This is a genomic window from Shinella sp. JR1-6, from assembly GCF_004284735.1.
Lineage (GTDB): Bacteria > Pseudomonadota > Alphaproteobacteria > Rhizobiales > Rhizobiaceae > Shinella.
Genome location: NZ_SHMI01000005.1, coordinates 208,953 through 227,735, shown reverse-complemented (window position 1 = coordinate 227,735; position 18,783 = coordinate 208,953). Strand labels below are relative to the sequence as shown.

Annotated in this window: 20 protein-coding genes; 7 read left to right on the top strand and 13 right to left on the bottom strand. The window is 64.0% G+C overall.

Annotated elements, in window-relative coordinates; all coding sequences use genetic code 11:
• Nucleotides 1-97: 97 nt before the first annotated feature.
• The gene (locus EXZ48_RS11010) at nucleotides 98-514 is read left to right on the top strand and encodes a DUF4864 domain-containing protein (RefSeq protein WP_130515929.1); all 417 of its coding nucleotides are present in this window, start codon (nucleotides 98-100) and stop codon (nucleotides 512-514) included.
• Nucleotides 515-545: 31 nt separating this feature from the next.
• Here the strand turns inward: EXZ48_RS11010 and tgt are convergent, their stop codons facing one another.
• The 6 genes from tgt to coaD form a co-directional block, all read right to left on the bottom strand.
• Nucleotides 546-1,676, bottom strand: coding sequence for a tRNA guanosine(34) transglycosylase Tgt (tgt, locus tag EXZ48_RS11005; protein WP_023515788.1), 1,131 nt, complete (start codon nucleotides 1,674-1,676; stop codon nucleotides 546-548).
• Nucleotides 1,673-2,740, bottom strand: a complete 1,068-nt coding sequence (queA, locus tag EXZ48_RS11000) for a tRNA preQ1(34) S-adenosylmethionine ribosyltransferase-isomerase QueA (protein WP_130515928.1) — start codon at nucleotides 2,738-2,740, stop codon at nucleotides 1,673-1,675. Before queA ends, tgt begins: the two co-directional genes overlap by 4 nt.
• Nucleotides 2,741-2,747: 7 nt before the next feature.
• Nucleotides 2,748-3,197, bottom strand: coding sequence for a DMT family transporter (locus tag EXZ48_RS10995; protein WP_130515926.1), 450 nt, complete (start codon nucleotides 3,195-3,197; stop codon nucleotides 2,748-2,750).
• Nucleotides 3,198-3,278: 81 nt separating this feature from the next.
• Nucleotides 3,279-3,794 (bottom strand): peptidylprolyl isomerase, encoded by a 516-nt coding sequence (locus tag EXZ48_RS10990; protein ID WP_023515785.1) that lies wholly within the window; start codon nucleotides 3,792-3,794, stop codon nucleotides 3,279-3,281.
• 81 nt (nucleotides 3,795-3,875) lie between these two features.
• On the bottom strand, nucleotides 3,876-4,445 hold the full coding sequence (locus tag EXZ48_RS10985) for a peptidylprolyl isomerase (protein WP_023515784.1): 570 nt from the start codon (nucleotides 4,443-4,445) through the stop codon (nucleotides 3,876-3,878).
• 32 nt (nucleotides 4,446-4,477) lie between these two features.
• Entirely contained in the window at nucleotides 4,478-4,972 is a 495-nt protein-coding gene (coaD, locus tag EXZ48_RS10980; protein ID WP_130515924.1) for a pantetheine-phosphate adenylyltransferase, read from the bottom strand.
• Nucleotides 4,973-5,221: 249 nt separating this feature from the next.
• On the opposite strand from coaD, the gene EXZ48_RS35785 reads away from it, so the two are divergent.
• Both EXZ48_RS35785 and EXZ48_RS34830 read left to right on the top strand, forming a co-directional pair.
• On the top strand, nucleotides 5,222-5,347 hold the full coding sequence (locus EXZ48_RS35785) for a hypothetical protein (RefSeq protein ID WP_023517300.1): 126 nt from the start codon (nucleotides 5,222-5,224) through the stop codon (nucleotides 5,345-5,347).
• A 13-nt stretch (nucleotides 5,348-5,360) separates the two neighbouring features.
• The gene (locus EXZ48_RS34830; protein ID WP_023517299.1) at nucleotides 5,361-5,507 is read left to right on the top strand and encodes a hypothetical protein; all 147 of its coding nucleotides are present in this window, start codon (nucleotides 5,361-5,363) and stop codon (nucleotides 5,505-5,507) included.
• 222 nt (nucleotides 5,508-5,729) lie between these two features.
• Here EXZ48_RS34830 and gyrA read toward each other — a convergent pair whose 3' ends face one another.
• Entirely contained in the window at nucleotides 5,730-8,513 is a 2,784-nt protein-coding gene (gene gyrA / locus EXZ48_RS10975; RefSeq protein ID WP_037408375.1) for a DNA gyrase subunit A, read from the bottom strand.
• 242 nt (nucleotides 8,514-8,755) lie between these two features.
• Between gyrA and EXZ48_RS10970 the strand changes: the two genes are divergently transcribed.
• Nucleotides 8,756-9,385 (top strand): MarC family protein, encoded by a 630-nt coding sequence (locus EXZ48_RS10970; RefSeq protein WP_023517297.1) that lies wholly within the window; start codon nucleotides 8,756-8,758, stop codon nucleotides 9,383-9,385.
• Between the two features lie 9 nt (nucleotides 9,386-9,394).
• Here EXZ48_RS10970 and EXZ48_RS10965 read toward each other — a convergent pair whose 3' ends face one another.
• The 4 genes from EXZ48_RS10965 to EXZ48_RS10950 form a co-directional block, all read right to left on the bottom strand.
• Complete coding sequence (locus tag EXZ48_RS10965) at nucleotides 9,395-10,015, bottom strand: hypothetical protein (RefSeq protein ID WP_130515922.1); 621 nt, start codon at nucleotides 10,013-10,015, stop codon at nucleotides 9,395-9,397.
• A gap of 36 nt (nucleotides 10,016-10,051) precedes the next feature.
• Nucleotides 10,052-10,492 (bottom strand): hypothetical protein, encoded by a 441-nt coding sequence (locus EXZ48_RS10960; protein WP_023514612.1) that lies wholly within the window; start codon nucleotides 10,490-10,492, stop codon nucleotides 10,052-10,054.
• Nucleotides 10,493-10,716: 224 nt separating this feature from the next.
• Nucleotides 10,717-11,124, bottom strand: coding sequence for a cupin domain-containing protein (locus tag EXZ48_RS10955; RefSeq protein WP_130515920.1), 408 nt, complete (start codon nucleotides 11,122-11,124; stop codon nucleotides 10,717-10,719).
• A gap of 80 nt (nucleotides 11,125-11,204) precedes the next feature.
• Nucleotides 11,205-11,717, bottom strand: a complete 513-nt coding sequence (locus tag EXZ48_RS10950) for a single-stranded DNA-binding protein (protein ID WP_023514614.1) — start codon at nucleotides 11,715-11,717, stop codon at nucleotides 11,205-11,207.
• 292 nt (nucleotides 11,718-12,009) lie between these two features.
• Between EXZ48_RS10950 and uvrA the strand changes: the two genes are divergently transcribed.
• Genes uvrA through EXZ48_RS10935 form a run of 3 tightly spaced genes read left to right on the top strand, consistent with a single transcriptional unit; the run spans nucleotide 12,010 to nucleotide 16,395 of the window.
• Nucleotides 12,010-14,928, top strand: a complete 2,919-nt coding sequence (gene uvrA / locus EXZ48_RS10945; RefSeq protein ID WP_130515918.1) for an excinuclease ABC subunit UvrA — start codon at nucleotides 12,010-12,012, stop codon at nucleotides 14,926-14,928.
• 4 nt (nucleotides 14,929-14,932) lie between these two features.
• Complete coding sequence (locus EXZ48_RS10940) at nucleotides 14,933-15,556, top strand: glutathione S-transferase family protein (RefSeq protein WP_130515916.1); 624 nt, start codon at nucleotides 14,933-14,935, stop codon at nucleotides 15,554-15,556.
• A gap of 35 nt (nucleotides 15,557-15,591) precedes the next feature.
• On the top strand, nucleotides 15,592-16,395 hold the full coding sequence (locus tag EXZ48_RS10935) for a DUF72 domain-containing protein (protein WP_130515914.1): 804 nt from the start codon (nucleotides 15,592-15,594) through the stop codon (nucleotides 16,393-16,395).
• 40 nt (nucleotides 16,396-16,435) lie between these two features.
• On the opposite strand, the gene EXZ48_RS10930 is transcribed toward EXZ48_RS10935, so the two are convergent.
• Complete coding sequence (locus tag EXZ48_RS10930) at nucleotides 16,436-17,164, bottom strand: 3-keto-5-aminohexanoate cleavage protein (protein ID WP_130515912.1); 729 nt, start codon at nucleotides 17,162-17,164, stop codon at nucleotides 16,436-16,438.
• 54 nt (nucleotides 17,165-17,218) lie between these two features.
• Nucleotides 17,219-18,700, bottom strand: coding sequence for an NAD(P)H-hydrate dehydratase (locus EXZ48_RS10925; RefSeq protein WP_130515910.1), 1,482 nt, complete (start codon nucleotides 18,698-18,700; stop codon nucleotides 17,219-17,221).
• Nucleotides 18,701-18,783 lie beyond the last annotated feature (83 nt).

The following is an 18,783-nucleotide window of genomic DNA, read 5'->3' as shown; positions in this document are numbered from 1 at the left end:
AAAGGGAAATATTTAAAGAACAAACATAGATGATCGCGTAGCGGTTCTTTTCTGGTGTCCGTGCTATTCTGGTTTCATCCGAAAAGGAGTGTGCGCCATGAAAATGCTTGCCGCCGTGTTCCTTTGCGTTTCGCTTTCCCTACCCTCCGCCGCACGGGCGGGGGAGCCCGTCGATACGGTGCAGGGCATCATACAGAGCCAGATAGCCGCCTTCCTGGACGACGATGCGAAGGCCGCCTATTCCTTCGCCTCACCGACCATCCGTGGAAAATTTCCGACCGAAGATGCCTTTTTCGACATGGTGAAGAAGGGCTATGCGCCGGTCTACCGGCCGGGCAATTTCGCCTTTGGCCGCTCGAAGGTCGCCGACGGCGTGGTGGTGCAGGAGGTGCTGATTTCAGGACCTGATGGCAAGGACTGGACGGCGCTCTACCAGGTCGTGAAGCAGCCGGACGGCAGCTACAAGATCAACGGCGTGCACATCGTGCGCACCGCGCCGGGGCCTGAAATCTGAGCAATTCCAGCAGAGGCGTGAAACGCGAGCCTCAGAGAGGGGCGAGATCGCCCCTCGCCCAGGTCTCCTGCGTCTCCGCCATGAAATCGGCAAAACGCCCCTCCTCGATCGCCTTTCGGATGCCGGCCATCAGGTCCTGATAATAGGACAGGTTGTTCCAGGTGAGCAGCATGCCACCGAGGGATTCGTTGGCGCGGATGAGGTGGTGCAGATAGGCGCGCGAATAGTCGCGCGCCGCCGGGCACGTCGATTCCTCGTCAAGCGGGCGCATATCCTCGGCATGACGGGCATTGCGCAGGTTGATGCGGCCGCGGCGGGTGAAGGCAAGGCCGTGCCGGCCGGAACGGGTCGGCATCACGCAGTCGAACATGTCGATGCCACGGGCGACGGATTTCAGCATGTCGTCAGGCGTACCGACACCCATCAGGTAGCGTGGTTTTTCGAAAGGCATATGCGGGATGGTGGTGTCGATCATGTCGAGCATGACCTCCTGTGGCTCGCCGACAGCGAGCCCGCCGATGGCGTAACCCTTGAGGTTCAGCTCGGCGAGCGCCTGCGCGGAGCGGACGCGCAGGTGCGGAATGTCGCCACCCTGCACGATGCCGAACATCGCCTTGCCCGGCTGATCCCCAAAGGCCACCTTGCAGCGCTCGGCCCAGCGCAGGGACATTTCCATCGCGCGTTCGATTTCCTTCGGCGAGGCCGGCAGGGCCACGCATTCATCGAGCTGCATCTGGATATCGCTGTCAAGCAGGCCCTGGATCTCGATCGAGCGCTCCGGCGACATGTGGTGCAAGGCGCCGTCGACATGGCTCTTGAAGGTGACACCCTGTTCGTCGAGCTTGCGCAGGCCGGAGAGCGACATGACCTGGAAACCGCCGGAGTCGGTGAGGATCGGGTGCGGCCAGCGGATGAGCTCGTGCAGACCGCCGAGGCGTGCGACGCGTTCCGGACCGGGACGCAGCATCAAATGATAGGTGTTGCCGAGGATGATGTCGGCGCCAAGCTCGCGCACCTGGTCGAGATACATCGCCTTGACGGTGCCCACCGTGCCGACGGGCATAAAGGCCGGCGTGCGGATGACGCCGCGCGGCATGGAGACCTCGCCGCGGCGCGCCTTGCCGTCGGTCGCGAGAAGCTTGAACTGGAAGGTTTCGGTCATCGGTGGTCCCGGAAAAGCAGGCTGGAGTCGCCGTAGGAATAGAAGCGGTAGCCGGTGGCGATCGCGTGGGCATAGGCGCCGCGCATCGTTTCAAGGCCTGAAAAGGCGGAAACGAGCATGAAGAGCGTCGATTTCGGCAGGTGGAAGTTGGTCATCAGCATGTCGGCCGTGCGGAAACGGTAGCCGGGCGTGATGAAGATGCCCGTCGCGCCGGACCAGGGCCGGATCGTGCCGTCTTCGTCAGCAGCGCTTTCGAGAAGGCGCAGCGAGGTCGTTCCGACGGAAATGATGCGCCCGCCCCTCGCCCTCACGGCGTTGAGCGCCGCAGCGGTTTCCCCGGAGACGTAGCCGATCTCCTCGTGCATGACATGGTCGGTCGTGTCGTCAGCCTTCACCGGCAGGAAGGTGCCGGCGCCGACATGCAATGTCACGAAATGCCTTTCAACGCCGAGCGCGTCGAGTTTTTCGAAGAGAGCGTCGGTGAAGTGCAGACCCGCCGTGGGTGCTGCGACAGCGCCCTCCTCACGGGCATAGATCGTCTGGTAGTCGCGGCGGTCCGCCTCGTCCTCCTCGCGCTTGGAGGCGATGTAGGGCGGCAGCGGGATATGGCCGACGGTTGCGATGGCGCGGTCGAGATCGGGGCCGGAGAGGTCGAAATGCAGGGTGACTTCCCCGCCCTCGCCCTTCTGCTCCACGGTTGCCGAAAGGTCTTCCGCTGCGCCGAAGGTGATGCGGTCGCCGCGCTTGATGCGCTTGCCGGGCCTGGCGAACGCCTTCCAGCGGTCGCCGGCGATGCGCATGTGCAGCGTCGCGGAGACCTTCTGGCCGCCGGCGCCGTCGCGGTGGCGAATGCCTTCGAGCTGGGCGGGGATGACGCGGGTGTCGTTGAAGACCAGCGCATCGCCGGGACGCAGCAGCGACGGCAGATCACCGACAGTCCGGTCCTGATAGGGCACATCCCTGTCGGGCTCGACGACGAGCAGCCGTGCCGCTTCGCGCGGGCTCACCGGGCGCAGGGCGATGTTTTCTTCCGGAAGATCGAAATCGAAGAGGTCGACGCGCATGGGGGGCTCAGTAAAAACGGATCATCAGCGCACCGGCGACGAGCAGAATTGCCCCCGCGATGCGGCCGAGGGACACTTCGCGCACGGCCATGCCGAGAAAGCCGACACGGTCGAGCAGGATGCCGGCGAGAAGCTGGCCGGACACGGCGAAGGCCATGACGGCCGCAGCACCGATGCGCGGCGTCAGGAAGATGGCGGTCGTGACATAGATCGTGCCGATTGCGCCGCCGGCAAAATAGAGCCAGGTGTCCGGGCCGCGCCAGTCCGGCGCCCTGCCCTCGAAGGCGGTTACGGCGAGAACGACGCACGCGAGGACGAGTGTGCCCGCGAAGAACGAGATGAAGGCGGCCGCTGCCGGCATGCCGAGACCGCGGCCGAGCAGCGCGTTGATGGGGGCCTGGATGGCGATGCACGCGCCCGCCGCAATGCCGAGCAGCGCCCAGAGGAAAGCAGCCATATCGACGTCATCTCTTGAAAAGCGCACAAAGAAAAACCGCGCCCGCCGGGGCGAGCGCGGTCGAAAACGAAAGGTTCTCTATCAGGCCGCTACGTCTGCGGCAACCTTCATCGAGACGATGGTGTCGGGATCGCGCACCGGCTCGCCGCGCTTGATCTTGTCGATATTTTCCATGCCTTCGATGACCTGACCCCAGACGGAGTACTGCTTGTTCAGCCAGGGAGCGTCGGTGAAGCAGATGAAGAACTGCGAGTTGGCCGAGTTCGGCATCTGGCTGCGCGCCATGGAGCAGGTGCCGCGCACATGGCTCATGTTGGAGAACTCGGCCTTCAGGTCCGGCTTTTCCGAACCGCCCATGCCGGCGCGGGCCGGGTTGAAGTCCTTGCCGCCGGTCTTGCCATACTGCACGTCGCCCGTCTGGGCCATGAAGTCCTCGATGACGCGGTGGAAGACGACGCCGTCATAAGCGCCTTCGCGCGTCAGTTCCTTGACGCGCGCGACGTGACCCGGTGCGAGATCCGGAAGCAGCTGGATGACCACCTTGCCCTTCGTGGTCTCCATGATGATGGTGTTTTCCGGATCCTTGATCTCGGCCATGGTCTTTCTCCTTCAAAGGCAGTTGCGCAAAAGGTGTGTCGCCGTTTTGCGATTACAACAGGCGGCACACCAAAAAGTGAATTACTTGCCGACGGTGACCTTGATCATCCGGTCGGGATCGGTGACCGAGCCATTGTTGGCCTCGTCGCCGCGCTTGATCTTGTCGACGTTCTCCATGCCGGAAACGACCTTGCCGACGACCGTGTACTGGCCGTTCAGGAAGTCGCCCGGAGCGAACATGATGAAGAACTGCGAATTGGCCGAGTTCGGGTCCTGCGAACGGGCCATGCCGACCGTGCCGCGCTCGAAGGGCACGTCGGAGAATTCCTGCGGCAGATCCGGCTGGCTGGAGCCGCCCGTGCCGGCCGCATCCGGCTGGAAACCAGCCGACATATCGCCGTACTGGACGTCGCCGGTCTGCGCCATGAAGCCCTCGATCACGCGGTGGAAAGCGACATTGTCATATTCGCCGGCTGTCGCCAGCGCCTTGATGCGCTCGACATGCTTGGGTGCGACCTTGTCGTTCAGTTCGACGACGACGGGTCCGTCCTTCAACTGGATCGTGATGAATTCGGCCGCCTGGGCAACGACGGCGCTGGTGGTGGTCGCAAGGAACAGGGCTCCTGCAAAGGCGAAACGGAGGATGTTCATGATAGCTCCCTAAGGGGTTCAGGATGATGGGCTCAGCCCTTCTTGCGGGTTTTCAACGCCGCAAAGACGGGCGCCGGGACGAACGCGCTGACATCGCCGCCCATGGCCGCGATCTGGCGGACCAATGTGGCGGTAATGGGCCGCGAGGCGACGCCCGCCGGCAGGAAGACGGTCTGCACATCCGGCGCCATCTGGCGGTTCATGCCGGCCATCTGCATTTCATAGTCGAGATCCGTACCGTCGCGCAGCCCGCGGATCAGCATGAGTGCGCCATGCTGGCGCGCGGCATCGACGACCAGGTTGGAGAAGGAGACGACGCTGACATCCCCTGCCCGCGCCGGCAGTGCCTCGGCAATGGACGTGCGGATGAGATCCGCGCGTTCCTCGAAGGAGAAGAGCGGTGTCTTGCCGGGATGGATGCCGATCGCGACGATGACCCTGGGCGCCACGTTCAGCGCCTGCACCAGAACGTCGATATGGCCATTGGTGATCGGATCGAAAGAGCCAGGATAGAAGGCGACTGTCATCGGCGGGGTCCCGTTTGCCGCCTTTTGTCATGGACGGCCCCTTTCCGCAAGGGCGCGGCCTGTCGCAGCCCGCGCTGTCCCCTGCCAAGAACATGAACGCGGCATGAATGGGCCGTTCAAGAGCATTTCAGGCATGCCATGTCTAAATAGAAACATCAAAGCCGGGAACAAAGGTCGCCGTCGCGCATTCTCCCGGCACAATACAGTGAAACAAGTAATGCGTTTCCTTAGGCTTGAAGGAACACGACAATGGCCCTGGCTCTACTCTGCATGACCATGTTCATCGCCCTTACCGCCGCAACCATCCATGCGTTGCGGGAAGAGGATCGTCCGGCAGCGCCGAAAATCGCCGCCCGTGGCAAATGGCTGCGCTGAGCGGGACTTTACCATGGCCGCGCTCACCATCCTCTTCACGATCTTCATCAGCACCGTTTTCACCATCGACTTCGCGCGCACGATTCTTGAACTGAAACGCGACCGCGCAGCCCTGAAGGCGGCCAAGCTGAAAACCCAAGCAGGTGGCTTTGGCGTCTGAGAGCGCCCCCTGCGGCACGGCGCCCCGGCGCAAGACCTGCCGCAGTCCGTATGCCACCGTCAGAGCGGGTAGCATTCCCTCCGGGCTGCCCGCACACTTGAAAAGCCGGACGGTCGTTCCCTGCCCGTCCGGCTTTTTCGTTTCATGAAAAGGGCCTTTCCGGTGAACACCGGAAAGGCCCTTTCTTGTTTAATCGGAACGGCTGGGCTGCTTTCGCCCGGCCTATTCCTCGCTGACCGGGGTCGCATCATCCCCGGCATCGACATCGCCTTCAATGCCCGTACCATCGGCATCGTCCTCGCCTTCCGGCTCGCTGATGCGTTCGACCGAGACGACTTTCTCGTCCTTGGCGGTCGAGAAGATGGTGACGCCCTTCGTCGCGCGACTTGCGATGCGGATGCCGTCGACCGGCACGCGGATCAGCTGGCCGCCATCGGAGACGAGCATGAGCTGGTCCTTCTCCTCGACCGGGAAGGCGGCAACGAGTTCGCCGATCTCGCTGGTCTTCGACGTATCGGTGGCGCGGATGCCCTTGCCGCCGCGGCCCGAGGTGCGGAAATCGTAGGAAGACGACCGCTTGCCGAAACCCTTCTGCGACACGGTGAGGACGAACTGCTCGCGGGACCGGAGTTCCTGGTAGCGCTCCTCCGTGAGGTCGCCGATTTCACCGACCTCCTCGCCGACCAATGCGATATCCTCCTCGTCGACACCGCTGGCGCGGCGTTCGGCGGCGGAGCGCTTCAGGTAGGCCGCCCGCTCCCACGGCTCGGCATCGACATGGCTGACGATCGTCATCGAGATGATGCGGTCGCCGCCGCCGAGCGAGATACCGCGCACGCCGACCGAGTTGCGGCCGGCGAAGACGCGCACGTCATCGACCGGGAAGCGGATGCACTGGCCGAGCGCCGTCGTCATCAGCACGTCGTCATGCTCCGTGCAGGTCTCGACATTGAGGATCTCGTCGCCCTCTTCTTCGAGCTTCATCGCGATCTTGCCGTTGCGGTTGACCTGGACGAAGTCGCTGAGCTTGTTGCGACGCACCGTGCCGCGGGTCGTTGCGAACATGACGTCGAGGTTTTCCCACGTCGTCTCGTCCTCGGGCAGCGGCATGATGGTGGTAATGCGCTCGCCGGGCGTGAGTGGCAGCATGTTGATCAGCGCCTTGCCCTTGGACTGCGGCGTACCGATCGGCAGACGCCAGACCTTCTCCTTGTAGACGATGCCACGCGAGGAGAAGAAGAGTACGGGCGTGTGCGTGTTGGCGACGAAGAGGCGGGTCGCGAAATCCTCGTCCTTCATGGCCATGCCGGAGCGGCCCTTGCCGCCGCGGCGCTGCGCGCGATAGGTGGCGAGCGGTACACGCTTGACATAGCCGGCATGCGACACGGTCACGACCATGTCCTCGCGGGCGATGAGGTCCTCGTCGTCCATATCAGGACCGCCCTCGGCGATCTCGGTGCGGCGCGGCGTGCCGAACTCGTCGCGCACGGCGATGAGCTCATCCTTGACGATGTTCATCATGCGCAGACGCGAGGAGAGGATATCGAGATAATCCTTGATCTCCTCGCCGATCTTGTTGAGCTCCTCGTCGATCTCGTCGCGGCCGAGAGCCGTCAGGCGGGCGAGACGCAGCTCGAGGATGGCGCGGGCCTGCTCTTCCGAGAGATTGTAGGTGAGGTCCTCGTTGATGCGATGGCGCGGGTCGTCGATGAGCTTGATCAGCACGTCGACGTCTTTCGCCGGCCAGCGGCGCTCCATCAGCTGTTCGCGAGCCGTCTGCGGGTCCGGCGCGCGGCGGATCAGGCTGATCACCTCATCGATATTGGCGACGGCAATGGCGAGGCCGACCAAGACATGGGCGCGGTCGCGTGCCTTGCGCAGCAGGTACTTTGTGCGGCGGCTGACGACTTCTTCGCGGAAGGCGACAAAGGCGCGCAGCATGTCGAGCAGCGTCATCTGCTCCGGCTTGCCGCCGTTCAGCGCCACCATGTTGCAGCCGAAGGAGGTCTGCAGCGGCGTGTAGCGATAGAGCTGATTGAGGATGACCTCGGCATTGGCATCGCGCTTCAGCTCGATGACGACGCGGTAGCCCTGGCGGTCGGATTCGTCGCGAAGGTCGGAGATGCCCTCGATGCGCTTGTCGCGCACCAGCTCGGCCATCTTCTCGATCATCGACGCCTTGTTCACCTGGAAGGGAACTTCCGTAACGATGATCTGCTCACGGTCGCCGCGCATCGGCTCGATATGGGCGCGCCCGCGCATGATGACGGAGCCGCGGCCGGTCTCATAGGCCTGACGGATACCGGCACGGCCGAGGATCAGCGCGCCGGTCGGAAAGTCCGGGCCGGGAATGTGCTGCATCAGGTCGAGCAGCTCGATCGCCGGATTGTCGATCAGCGCGACGCAGCCGTTGATGACTTCGGCAAGATTGTGCGGCGGAATGTTCGTCGCCATGCCGACGGCGATGCCGCCAGCGCCGTTGACGAGCAGGTTCGGAAATTTTGCGGGAACGACGACCGGCTCGCTCATCGTGCCGTCGTAGTTGTCGCGGAAGTTGACCGTTTCCTTGTCGAGATCGTCGAGCAGCGAATGGGCGGCCTTTTCCAGGCGGCATTCCGTGTAGCGCTGGGCGGCCGGCGGGTCGCCGTCGATCGAACCGAAATTGCCCTGGCCGTCGATCAGGGGCAATCGCAGCGACCAGTCCTGCGCCATGCGCGCCAAGGCATCGTAGATCGCAGCGTCGCCGTGCGGATGGTATTTACCCATCACGTCACCGGTCACGCGCGCCGACTTCACGTATTTCTTGTTCCAGTCGACGCCCATCTCGCTCATCGAGTAGAGAATGCGCCGGTGAACGGGCTTGAGACCGTCGCGCACATCGGGCAAGGCGCGGGAAACGATCACGCTCATGGCGTAGTCGAGATAGGACCGCTGCATTTCCTCGATGATGGAAATAGGCTCAATGCCGGGAGGGTTCTTGCCGCCGGGTGTCGATTGGTCTGTCAATTTCGGTCACGATCGTTGTTCAGAATCAGAAGAGAATTTTATAGCCTACCGGCGCTGGGAGCGCCAATTTCGCCAGGGGTTTTGAACAGGCTTTTGCAAGTAAAATCCGCCAATTTGCGCATTTTCATGGCGGTGGCATCGCATTGCTCCGACCGCCCTTCCCTTGGGCGGCGCCCTCCCATAACAATAGCCGGACAAGGCTGGAGAAAATCGGCCGCGCAACGGCGAGGGGAACGCCCGACATGCTCAACATCGATCTTCTGGTCAATGCGATCACGACCCTGCTCGTGACCATCGATCCGCCGGGCCTCGCACCAATCTTCCTCGGCCTTACGGTCGGCATGACGCGCCCGCAGCGCACGCAGGTGGCGCTGCGCGGCTGCATCATCGCCTTCTGCATCCTTGCCGTCTTCGCACTGACGGGCGCCGGCGTGCTGTCGCTGCTCGGCATCTCCATCGGCGCCTTCCGCATCGCCGGCGGCCTGCTCTTGTTCTGGATCGCCTTCGAGATGATCTTCGAGCGCCGCAACGAGCGGAAGGAGAAGACCAGCGAGGTGGCGATCACCCGCGATCACATCCACAATATCGCCGTCTTCCCGCTCGCCCTGCCGCTGATCGCCGGTCCGGGCGCGATCTCCGCGACGATCCTCACCTCGGGTTCCTTCCCCTCTGCGCTCGAGCGCGCCGCCCTTATCGGCGTCATCGCGCTCTGCCTCGTCATCCTGTTCCTCTCACTGGTCATCGCCGAGCGCATCGACCGCTTCCTCGGCAAGACCGGCCGCGCGATCCTGACACGCCTTCTGGGCGTCATCCTCGCGGCGCTGGCGGTGCAGTTCGTGGTGGACGGGGTGAAGTCGGCCTTCGCCGGCTAACGGCGACGACTACCCCTTCAGTTCCCGGACATTCAGCAGGTAGAAGGCCCCCATCTGGTCAAGATACTGCTGGTAGAAGAAGCGCCACTTATTGCCCTTGCGCACGCCGACCATGGTGACCTTGACGTCGGTCTGGCCGGGCACGTTCATGTAGTCGGACTTGTGCAGCGTCGACTTGTGGAAGCGCATGCCCTGCCGCAGGCCGGCCTCGTCGATGCGCCCCATCGGCGTCTGCAGGTTTCCGTGCGATGCGGAATAGACGCCACCGCCATGGTTCGTGAAGCCGAACGAGCATCCGTCCATCGCCGGCGTCAGCATCACGTCGGCGTCGCTTTCGAGAACGACGACGTGCTTGAAATCCTGGTCATAGGGCAGCCAGTAGCAGTCCCAGCCGTTGACGTTCTGCGCATTGGTCGACTTTATCGACCAGACATCGACGGTCTTCTCCTTGAACTGGGAAATGATGCCCGTTCCCTTGCGCATGCAGGTGAAGTCGTCTTCCTTGTTCAGCAGAAAGCGTTTCACACCGGGGTTGCGGTATCCTGATTCATAGGCCTGGTACTGGATCAGCAACAGGTTGTTCTTCAGGAAGCTCTCGGGATCGGACGTGATGGCGGTCATGTTCGGCATTGCCGGCTACTCCAGATGTTCTTCTTCGATCACGGATCAGATGACGTTCATGACGTCCGAGCGGTAGTCCTTCTCCTGCTCGCCCGCCGAGAGGAACCAATAGGGCTTCATCACCGCGAAGTTCTGCTTGTCGTCCCGCAGAAGCACATAGGCGCAGTAGACCGTCTGGTCGGCAGGCCGCTCGAATGCCGCGATCCAGGGGTTCTGGCGGGTGCCGATATGCCGGGCATGGCCAAGCTTGCGCTCGATGTCGTTGCGGAATCCATAGAGAATGGCCTTGTGCCCGGCCCGGAAGCCGCGGGCGTCCAGTTCGGTGAAATTCTGCAGGACATGCGGCGGGTCGTCGCAATTTTCGACGTACCATTGAGCAACGGCCATGTAGTCGCTGGCGCGCGCATTGGCGCGACCGTAGCGCGCCTCCTTCTGGAAATCCGTTTTGCCAGCCCGTATCCGCTGGATGAAATTGATCAAACCCATTCGAAAGCCCCCTGTTTTACAAATGAATTTTACTAAAATGCACCTCCGGCCATGCAATAGACGACCCGGGCACGGATCGCTCCCCGTATCCGCGGCCGGATCATGCCGGGAAGAGACTAAGAAAGTCAGAACGACCGGAACGGGATGTTGGCATCTTCGCCCATATGGCCATCCACCCGAACAGCCGGTCCGATACGAAATGGTCTATCCCTGCGGCAGGGCGCTCAGGGATTGTCGGCAAACCATTTGACGATGGCCGGCATGTTTTCCTCGAAACCGCCCGGCAGGAAGACATTGAGCAGACCGACACGCGCATCCGTGCGGTTCTCGAAGTCGTGCATGACACTGGCCGGGATGCGCACGAAGCTGCCCGCAGGCGCTTCCAGCCAGTCCTCGCCAGCCAGAATGCTGGCCGTTCCGGCAATCACATAAAAAAGCTCGATATTGTCGGTGTGGAAATGGGCGCCCGGCCCTGTCGTGTTCGGCTCCAGCCACCATTCGGAAACGCTGTAGGCGCTTGCGGTTTCGTGGTGATCCGCCTTGAACACTGCGTTCATGCGACCGAGTGGATAGGCCCGGCCCTCGCCCGGACGCAGGAAAAGCACATCCGCGGCCGTCTTCTCGTCGCCCATGACGCACCTCCTACCGCATTGCTGCCCGCCGGACGCGCGTTGAGCGGAGGCCGACCTGAATGCCGGCCTCGCTGCCGTCCTCAGAACGGGATGTCGTCGTCCATGTCCCGCGAGAGCGAACCGCCCGAACGGTTGCCGCCGCCGCTGGCGCCACCACCCGAAGACGGGCGCGAGCCGTAGTCGTCATAGTTGGGCGCGCCGCCGAAATCGCCGCCGCCGCGGCTTGCGCCGCCGCCTTCACCGCGGCCGTCCAGCATGGTCAGCGTCGAGTTGAAGCCCTGCAGCACGACTTCCGTCGAGTAGCGATCGTTGCCGGTCTGGTCCTGCCACTTGCGGGTCTGCAGCGCGCCCTCGATGTAGAGTTTCGCGCCCTTTTTCACATATTGCTCGACGACCTTGCACAGGCCCTCGTTGAAGACGACGACATTGTGCCATTCGGTCTTCTCGCGACGTTCGCCGTTGTTGCGGTCGCGCCAGGTCTCGGACGTGGCGATGCGCAGGTTGGCGATCGGCCGACCGTCCTGCGTGCGCCGGATTTCCGGGTCCGCCCCGACATTGCCGATCAAGATCACCTTGTTGACGCTTCCAGCCATACCCGTAACTTCCCGTTGTCGCGCCGGGCGCAGATTGCCCGGCATCATTTCACTACACGAATGCGGCATCTTATCGGCTGCCGGCCATCGGCGCCGCCCCGCAGAGGTGGTAATCCACAGATGAATTGCAGATTTTTGTTCTTTTTTTGTTCTAATAAATCCCTACACTCTTGTCAACCGAATCGGAAACGGGCACGGAATTCTCTGACCCGCACATGGACAGGCCCCGTCCGATCCCTACATAGGGGCCTGATCCGAATTTGATGCGCAACGACCTTCGACGCTGGACACCATGAGCGAACTCAAGACCATTTCCATTCGCGGCGCCCGCGAACACAATCTCAAGGGCATCGACCTCGACCTGCCCCGCAACAAGCTGATCGTCATGACGGGCCTTTCGGGCTCCGGCAAATCGTCGCTCGCCTTCGACACGATCTATGCCGAGGGCCAGCGCCGTTATGTCGAGAGCCTGTCGGCCTATGCCCGCCAGTTCCTCGAGATGATGCAGAAGCCCGACGTCGATCAGATCGACGGCCTCTCGCCCGCCATTTCCATCGAGCAGAAGACGACCTCGAAGAACCCGCGCTCGACGGTCGGCACGGTCACCGAGATCTATGACTACATGCGCCTGCTCTTCGCGCGCGTCGGCGTGCCCTATTCGCCGGCGACGGGTCTGCCGATCGAAAGCCAGACGGTCAGCCAGATGGTCGACCGTGTCGTGGATTTCGGCGAAGGCACGCGCCTCTACATCCTCGCGCCCGTCGTGCGCGGCCGCAAGGGCGAGTACAAGAAGGAACTCGCCGAGCTGATGAAGAAGGGCTTTCAGCGCGTCAAGGTCGACGGCCAGTTCTACGAAATCGCCGACGTGCCCGCTCTCGACAAGAAGTACAAACACGACATCGACGTGGTGGTCGACCGCGTCGTCGTGCGCGCCGACCTTTCCTCGCGCCTTGCGGACAGTCTCGAGACCAGCCTGAAGCTCGCCGATGGCCTGGCGGTCGCAGAATTTGCCGACAAGCCGCTGCCCGTGGAAGAGACGGCTGCCGGCGGCTCGGCCAACAAATCGCTGAACGAAACGCACGAGCGCGTGCTGTTCTCCGAAAAGTTCGCCTGCCCTGTCTCCGGCTTCACCATTCCGGAAATCGAGCCCCGGCTCTTCTCGTTCAACAACCCCTTCGGCGCCTGCCCGACCTGTGACGGCCTCGGCAGCCAGCAGAAGATCGACGCCGACCTCATCGTGCCCGAGGTGGAGCGTACGCTGCGCGACGGCGCCATCGCGCCCTGGGCCAAGTCCTCCTCGCCCTACTACAACCAGACGCTGGAAGCGCTCGGCGCCGTCTATGGCTTCAAGCTGTCGAACCGCTGGTCCGAACTGTCGGCGGCGGCGCAGGGCGCGATCCTCAACGGCACGCAGGAAAAGATCGAGTTCAACTACAAGGACGGCGCGCGTTCCTACAAGACGGTCAAAACCTTCGAGGGCATCGTGCCGAACCTCGAACGCCGCTGGAAGGAAACGGACAGCGCCTGGTCGCGCGAGGAAATCGAACGCTACATGTCGGCGGCCCCCTGCCCGGCCTGCAACGGCTTCCGTCTGAAGCCCGAGGCGCTGGCCGTCAAGATCAACAAGCTGCATATCGGCGAAGCGACGGCCATGTCGATCCGCGTCGCGCGCGACTGGTTCGAGGCGCTGCCGGAGCATCTCAACAGCAAGCAGAACGAGATTGCCGTCCGAATCCTCAAGGAAATCCGCGAGCGCCTGCGCTTCCTCAACGATGTCGGCCTCGAATATCTCTCGCTGTCGCGCAATTCGGGAACGCTTTCGGGCGGCGAGAGCCAGCGCATCCGCCTCGCCTCGCAGATCGGTTCGGGCCTCACGGGCGTGCTCTACGTACTGGACGAGCCCTCCATCGGTCTGCACCAGCGCGACAATGCGCGCCTGCTCGACACGCTCCGGCATCTGCGCGACATCGGCAACACGGTCATCGTCGTCGAGCATGACGAGGATGCAATCCTGACGGCGGACTATGTGGTCGATATCGGCCCCGCCGCCGGTATCCATGGCGGCGAGGTGATCGCGCAGGGCACGCCCGGCGAGGTGATCGCCAATCCGGCGTCGCTGACCGGAAAATACCTTTCCGGCGAACTTTCCGTGGCGATCCCCGGGGAGCGCCGCAAGCCGAAGAAAAAGAAGGAAATCAAGGTCGTCGGCGCGAAAGCGAACAACCTGAAGAATGTTACCGCATCGATCCCGCTCGGCGTCTTCACCGCAGTGACCGGGGTTTCCGGCGGCGGCAAGTCGACCTTCCTGATCGAAACGCTCTACAAGTCGGCCGCCCGCCGCATCATGGGCGCACGGGAAATCCCTGCCGAACACGAGCGCATCGACGGGTTCGAATATATCGACAAGGTCATCGACATCGACCAGTCGCCGATCGGCCGCACGCCGCGTTCGAACCCGGCGACCTATACCGGCGCCTTCACGCCGATCCGCGACTGGTTCGCCGGCCTGCCGGAAGCGAAGGCGCGCGGCTACCAGCCCGGCCGCTTCTCCTTCAACGTCAAGGGCGGGCGCTGCGAGGCCTGCCAGGGCGACGGCGTCATCAAGATCGAGATGCACTTCCTGCCCGACGTCTACGTCACCTGCGACGTCTGCCACGGCAAGCGCTACAACCGCGAAACCCTCGACGTCACCTTCAAGGGCAAGTCGATCGCCGACGTGCTCGACATGACCGTGGAGGAAGGCGTCGAGTTCTTTGCCGCCGTGCCGGCCGTGCGCGACAAGCTGGTGACGCTGAACCAGGTTGGCCTCGGTTACATCAAGGTCGGCCAGCAGGCGAACACCCTGTCGGGCGGCGAGGCGCAGCGCGTCAAGCTCGCCAAGGAGCTGTCGAAGCGCTCGACCGGCCGCACGCTCTACATCCTCGACGAGCCGACGACGGGCCTGCACTTCCACGACGTGGCAAAGCTGCTCGAAGTGCTGCACGAGCTCGTCAACCAGGGCAATTCGGTCGTCGTCATCGAACACAATCTGGAGGTCATCAAGACCGCGGACTGGATCATCGACTTCGGCCCCGAGGGCGGCGATGGCGGCGGCGAGGTGATCGCCGAGGGAACACCCGAGGATGTCGTGAAGGTGGAACGCTCCTATACCGGCCATTTCCTGAGGGAGCTGCTGGAGCGGCGGCCGATGAAGACGATCGCGGCGGAATAGCGCCATGATCCTGATCGGCCAGTATGATTCGTCCTATGTGCGCCGTGTCGGCATCGCGCTGAAACTCTATGGCCTCCCCTTCGAGCACCGGCCCTGGTCGGTGTTCAGCGAGGGCGTCAGGGTGCAGGCGGCCAACCCGCTGATGCGGGTGCCGACGCTCGTGCTCGACGATGGCGATGTGGTGGCCGACAGCCATTCCATCCTCGACTACCTCGATGGCCTTGTCCCGCCGGAGAGCCGTCTTCTTCCGCAGGCCGAACCCGAGCGACGGCAGGCGCTGAAGGTGATGACCTTCGCAACCGGTTTCGCCGACAAGGGCGTCAGCCTGTTCTATGAACTGCACCTGCACGAGGCGCCGTCGACCTATTTCGTCGAACGCTGCCGCGCGCAGATCCTGACCGTGCTGGCGGCGCTGGACGCCGAGCGCGCGGCGCGGCCGGGAGAGCGCTGGTTCGGCCGGCTGACCCATGCGGATATTGCCGTCGCCTGCGCCTGGCGGCATGTCAGCGAGGCCCATCCCGGCCTGGTCGATCCGGCGCGCTACCCCGCCCTGGCCGCCCATTGCGCCGGCATGGAAGCCTTGCCGGTGTTTCAGGAGATTTCCCAGCCCTTCATCGCGCCCGCTTGAAAGGCGCCGCCATCTGTCTGTCGAGGAGAACTGACATGAGCACATCCGGCACCATCAGAACCGGCATCGGTGGCTGGACCTTCGATCCCTGGGAAGGCACGTTCTATCCCGAAAAACTGCCGAAGAAGCGCCAGCTCGAATTCGCCAGCCGCGAATTGACCTCGATCGAGGTCAACGGCACCTATTACGCCTCACAGAAGCCGGAAACTTTTGCCAAATGGGCCTCCGAAGTGCCTGACGGCTTCATCTTCTCGCTGAAGGCGAGCCGCTTCACGACGAACCGCAAGGTTCTCGCCGATGGCGGCGAATCCGTCGAAAAGTTCCTGACGCAGGGGCTCACCGAGCTCGGCGACCATCTCGGCCCGATCCTCTGGCAGTTCCCGCCGACGAAAAAGTTCGAGCCGGAGGACTTCGAGGGCTTCCTGAAGCTCCTGCCGGAGAAGCTGGACGGCCTCGCGCTGAAACACGCGCTGGAGGTGCGCAACGAAACGTTCCTCGTGCCAGAATTCGCGGCGCTTGCCCGCAAATACAACGCGGCGATCGTCTACGCCCAGCATATGGACTATCCCGAGATCGCCGACGTCACGGCGGATTTCGTCTATGCCCGCCTGCAGAAGGGCTCCGACGACGTCGAGACCTGCTATCCACCGGAAGCGCTCGACGAATGGGCGGAGCGGCTCAAGGCCTGGTCCGGCGGCGGCGAACCGACCGATCTGCCGAAGATCGACCCGGCGACCAAGCTGGCGGAGAAACCCCGCGACGTTTTCGCCTTCTTCATCACCTCAGGCAAGGTGAACGCACCGAACGGTGCACGCGAACTGCAGCGGCGTACCGGCTGAGACGGACCGCCGCCCGCCCGTGCCCTCTTCGGCACGGGCGTCAGCCCGGAACCGCCGAGCGGAAAAGCCGGACGGCATCGGAAACCATGTCGGCGTTTCCAGCGGCTCTCTCGCCGTCGAGGCGCAGGCAGCCGTCTTCCAGGCCGACCCGCGTGGACCAGCGTTCCCGGTGTGCGCGCCGGACGAAATGCCAGACAGTCAAATCTGCTCCGTGCAGGAGGATCGGCCGGCGGACACCGGCCTTTGCGAGAACCCGGGCGATCCCGTCCACGATGGCGTCCGCGCTTCGAAAATCCTGTTCCTGATCAATCTCGATGAGGACGCGCAGTGCGCGCCGGCACGCCGGCAGCGCGACGAACCGTTCCGCATCCGCGACGCGCGCCAGCCCCGCCTCGACGCCGACGCCTGTCTGGTGCAGCAGGTCGATGACCGCGGGCGCGTCCGGTTCGGAGAGATTGACCGAGGCGTAGTCGGGACGTTCCTGCCATGCCGCAATGAGGCTGCGTGTGCGCGCGGGGTCACCTTCGATCCAGGCGCCTGTCGACACCCCGATGAATGTGCCGGGGCATCGTTCACGCACGGCGCGCACCGTCTCGTCGACCGCCGCCAGGCTCTCGCGCCCGTCCGGGCCGCGCGGATGGATGTGGAGCTCCGCCGCGCCGGCGGCAATGCAGGCCGCGGCATCGATCGCCATCGCCTCCGCCGTCAGCGGCAGGCACGGATGGTAGTCCGCGGGGCGGGCACCGTTGATGCAGGCCTGGACGATCATGCCGGTCTCCCTCATTCCCGGTTCCGTTCAAGACATAGGCAGCCGGCAGGGTCGTTATGCTGGCCAGGGCGGAATGGTGTCCGGCAGATCCTCCGCCGTCAGCCCCTCGCCCGCCACGCGACCCGCTTCGCCATGGCGCCAGACGGCGCTGGCGGCCGCTTCGAAAGCGGGCATGCCCTGGGCAAGATGCGCACCGACGATGCCGGCAAGCACATCGCCGGAACCGGCCGTCGCCAGCCAGGGCGGCGCGTTTTCGTTGACGAGGACCCGGCCATCCGGCGCGGCGATCACGGTGTCTGCCCCCTTGAGGATCACGATGCCGTTGCTGCGCGCGGCGGCTTTGCGCGCACGGTCGATTTTCGAAAGGGCCTCGTCCATCGCAAGGTCCGGAAAGAGGCGCGCGAACTCGCCGTCGTGCGGCGTCAGCACCAGCCGCGGGGCGCCGGTGGAGAAGCGTGAAAAGAGCATCGCCGGATCCTCGCGGAAGGCGCTGATGCCGTCGGCGTCGAGCACCAGGCGCCGGCCGTTGTCGGCGATGAGGCGCACATAGTCCCTCGCCCGCGCGCCGTCGCCGAAGCCGGGACCGAGCACGAAGGTCTGCAGCCGTGCGTCGTCGATGAGGGCTAAGAGGTCGTCGTCGCTATCGACGGGCTTCAGCATCGCCGCGGTCAGCTGTGCGGCATTTACGGAAAGCGCTTCCCGCGGGGAAAGCAGCGTGACAAGGCCGGCACCGGCGCGAAGGCCGGCCGCAACGGAGAGGCGCGCGGCGCCCGTGGCCATGGCCGGACCGGAAAAGACGGCAAGATGGCCACGTTCGTATTTGTGGGTACCGCTGCCCTGCAAGGGCAGCGCGAGACGCCAGATTGCCGGCGTATTCACGCGCATATGCTCCGCATGCCGGGCCAGAAGGCGCGCGGGGATGCCGATGTCGAAGACTTCGAGCTCGCCCGCGAGGCTGCGGCCGGGCATAAGCAGATGGCCCGGCTTGCGGCACATGAAGGTGACTGTCGCGGTCGCCGCGAAGGCCGTGCCCCGCACCCGCCCGGTCCGGCCGTCGACGCCTGACGGAAGATCCACCGCCAGAACCGGAATGGTGCTGCGACAAACGGCGTCGATCGTCTCTGCGACCGCCTGGGGCACATCCCGCGAAAGCCCCGCGCCGAACAGCGCATCGACAACGACGTCGCCTGCGGTGGGCCTGTAGGCCGCCAGGGGCAGGACGGAGCCGGAAAATCGGGCGAAGGCGCTTGCGGCATCCCCTGCCAGGGCCGAGGGCTCCCCGAGCGCATGCACGGCGACGCAGGCCCCCGCCCCCAGCAGGGCGCCGGCCGCGACATATCCGTCGCCGCCATTGTTGCCCGGCCCGCAGAGCACGACAAAGCGCAGCGCGCCCGGAAAGCGGCGCAAGGCGGCGGCGGCAACCGCCTGCCCTGCCCGTTCCATAAGACCGTAGCTCGAGAGGCTGAGGGCCGCGGCCCGGTCGATCCGGCCCATATCCTCGGGCGTGACGATGAGTGTGTCCATGTCCTTGTGCATGTCGCCACCATGCGCGCAAAGCCATGGCGGAAACAAGCCCGGGGATCGGTCCGACATCAAGCCTGTTTTTTATGCATCTGCAT

Excerpts from the sequence above, each read along its gene's own strand:
- EXZ48_RS10955 (WP_130515920.1), bottom strand. The coding sequence starts at position 11,124 with ATGGGCGACGAGAAGACGGCCGCGGATGTGCTTTTCCTGCGTCCGGGC.
- EXZ48_RS10985 (WP_023515784.1), bottom strand. The coding sequence starts at position 4,445 with ATGAACATCCTCCGTTTCGCCTTTGCAGGAGCCCTGTTCCTTGCGACC.
- EXZ48_RS10960 (WP_023514612.1), bottom strand. The coding sequence starts at position 10,492 with ATGGGTTTGATCAATTTCATCCAGCGGATACGGGCTGGCAAAACGGAT.
- queA (WP_130515928.1), bottom strand. The coding sequence starts at position 2,740 with ATGCGCGTCGACCTCTTCGATTTCGATCTTCCGGAAGAAAACATCGCC.
- tgt (WP_023515788.1), bottom strand. The coding sequence starts at position 1,676 with ATGACCGAAACCTTCCAGTTCAAGCTTCTCGCGACCGACGGCAAGGCG.
- EXZ48_RS11010 (WP_130515929.1), top strand. The coding sequence starts at position 98 with ATGAAAATGCTTGCCGCCGTGTTCCTTTGCGTTTCGCTTTCCCTACCC.
- EXZ48_RS10965 (WP_130515922.1), bottom strand. The coding sequence starts at position 10,015 with ATGCCGAACATGACCGCCATCACGTCCGATCCCGAGAGCTTCCTGAAG.
- EXZ48_RS10970 (WP_023517297.1), top strand. The coding sequence starts at position 8,756 with ATGCTCAACATCGATCTTCTGGTCAATGCGATCACGACCCTGCTCGTG.
- EXZ48_RS10930 (WP_130515912.1), bottom strand. The coding sequence starts at position 17,164 with ATGATCGTCCAGGCCTGCATCAACGGTGCCCGCCCCGCGGACTACCAT.
- EXZ48_RS10925 (WP_130515910.1), bottom strand. The coding sequence starts at position 18,700 with ATGCACAAGGACATGGACACACTCATCGTCACGCCCGAGGATATGGGC.
- EXZ48_RS10935 (WP_130515914.1), top strand. The coding sequence starts at position 15,592 with ATGAGCACATCCGGCACCATCAGAACCGGCATCGGTGGCTGGACCTTC.
- EXZ48_RS10995 (WP_130515926.1), bottom strand. The coding sequence starts at position 3,197 with ATGGCTGCTTTCCTCTGGGCGCTGCTCGGCATTGCGGCGGGCGCGTGC.
- EXZ48_RS10990 (WP_023515785.1), bottom strand. The coding sequence starts at position 3,794 with ATGGCCGAGATCAAGGATCCGGAAAACACCATCATCATGGAGACCACG.
- uvrA (WP_130515918.1), top strand. The coding sequence starts at position 12,010 with ATGAGCGAACTCAAGACCATTTCCATTCGCGGCGCCCGCGAACACAAT.
- EXZ48_RS35785 (WP_023517300.1), top strand. The coding sequence starts at position 5,222 with ATGGCCCTGGCTCTACTCTGCATGACCATGTTCATCGCCCTTACCGCC.
- EXZ48_RS10950 (WP_023514614.1), bottom strand. The coding sequence starts at position 11,717 with ATGGCTGGAAGCGTCAACAAGGTGATCTTGATCGGCAATGTCGGGGCG.
- EXZ48_RS34830 (WP_023517299.1), top strand. The coding sequence starts at position 5,361 with ATGGCCGCGCTCACCATCCTCTTCACGATCTTCATCAGCACCGTTTTC.
- EXZ48_RS10940 (WP_130515916.1), top strand. The coding sequence starts at position 14,933 with ATGATCCTGATCGGCCAGTATGATTCGTCCTATGTGCGCCGTGTCGGC.
- coaD (WP_130515924.1), bottom strand. The coding sequence starts at position 4,972 with ATGACAGTCGCCTTCTATCCTGGCTCTTTCGATCCGATCACCAATGGC.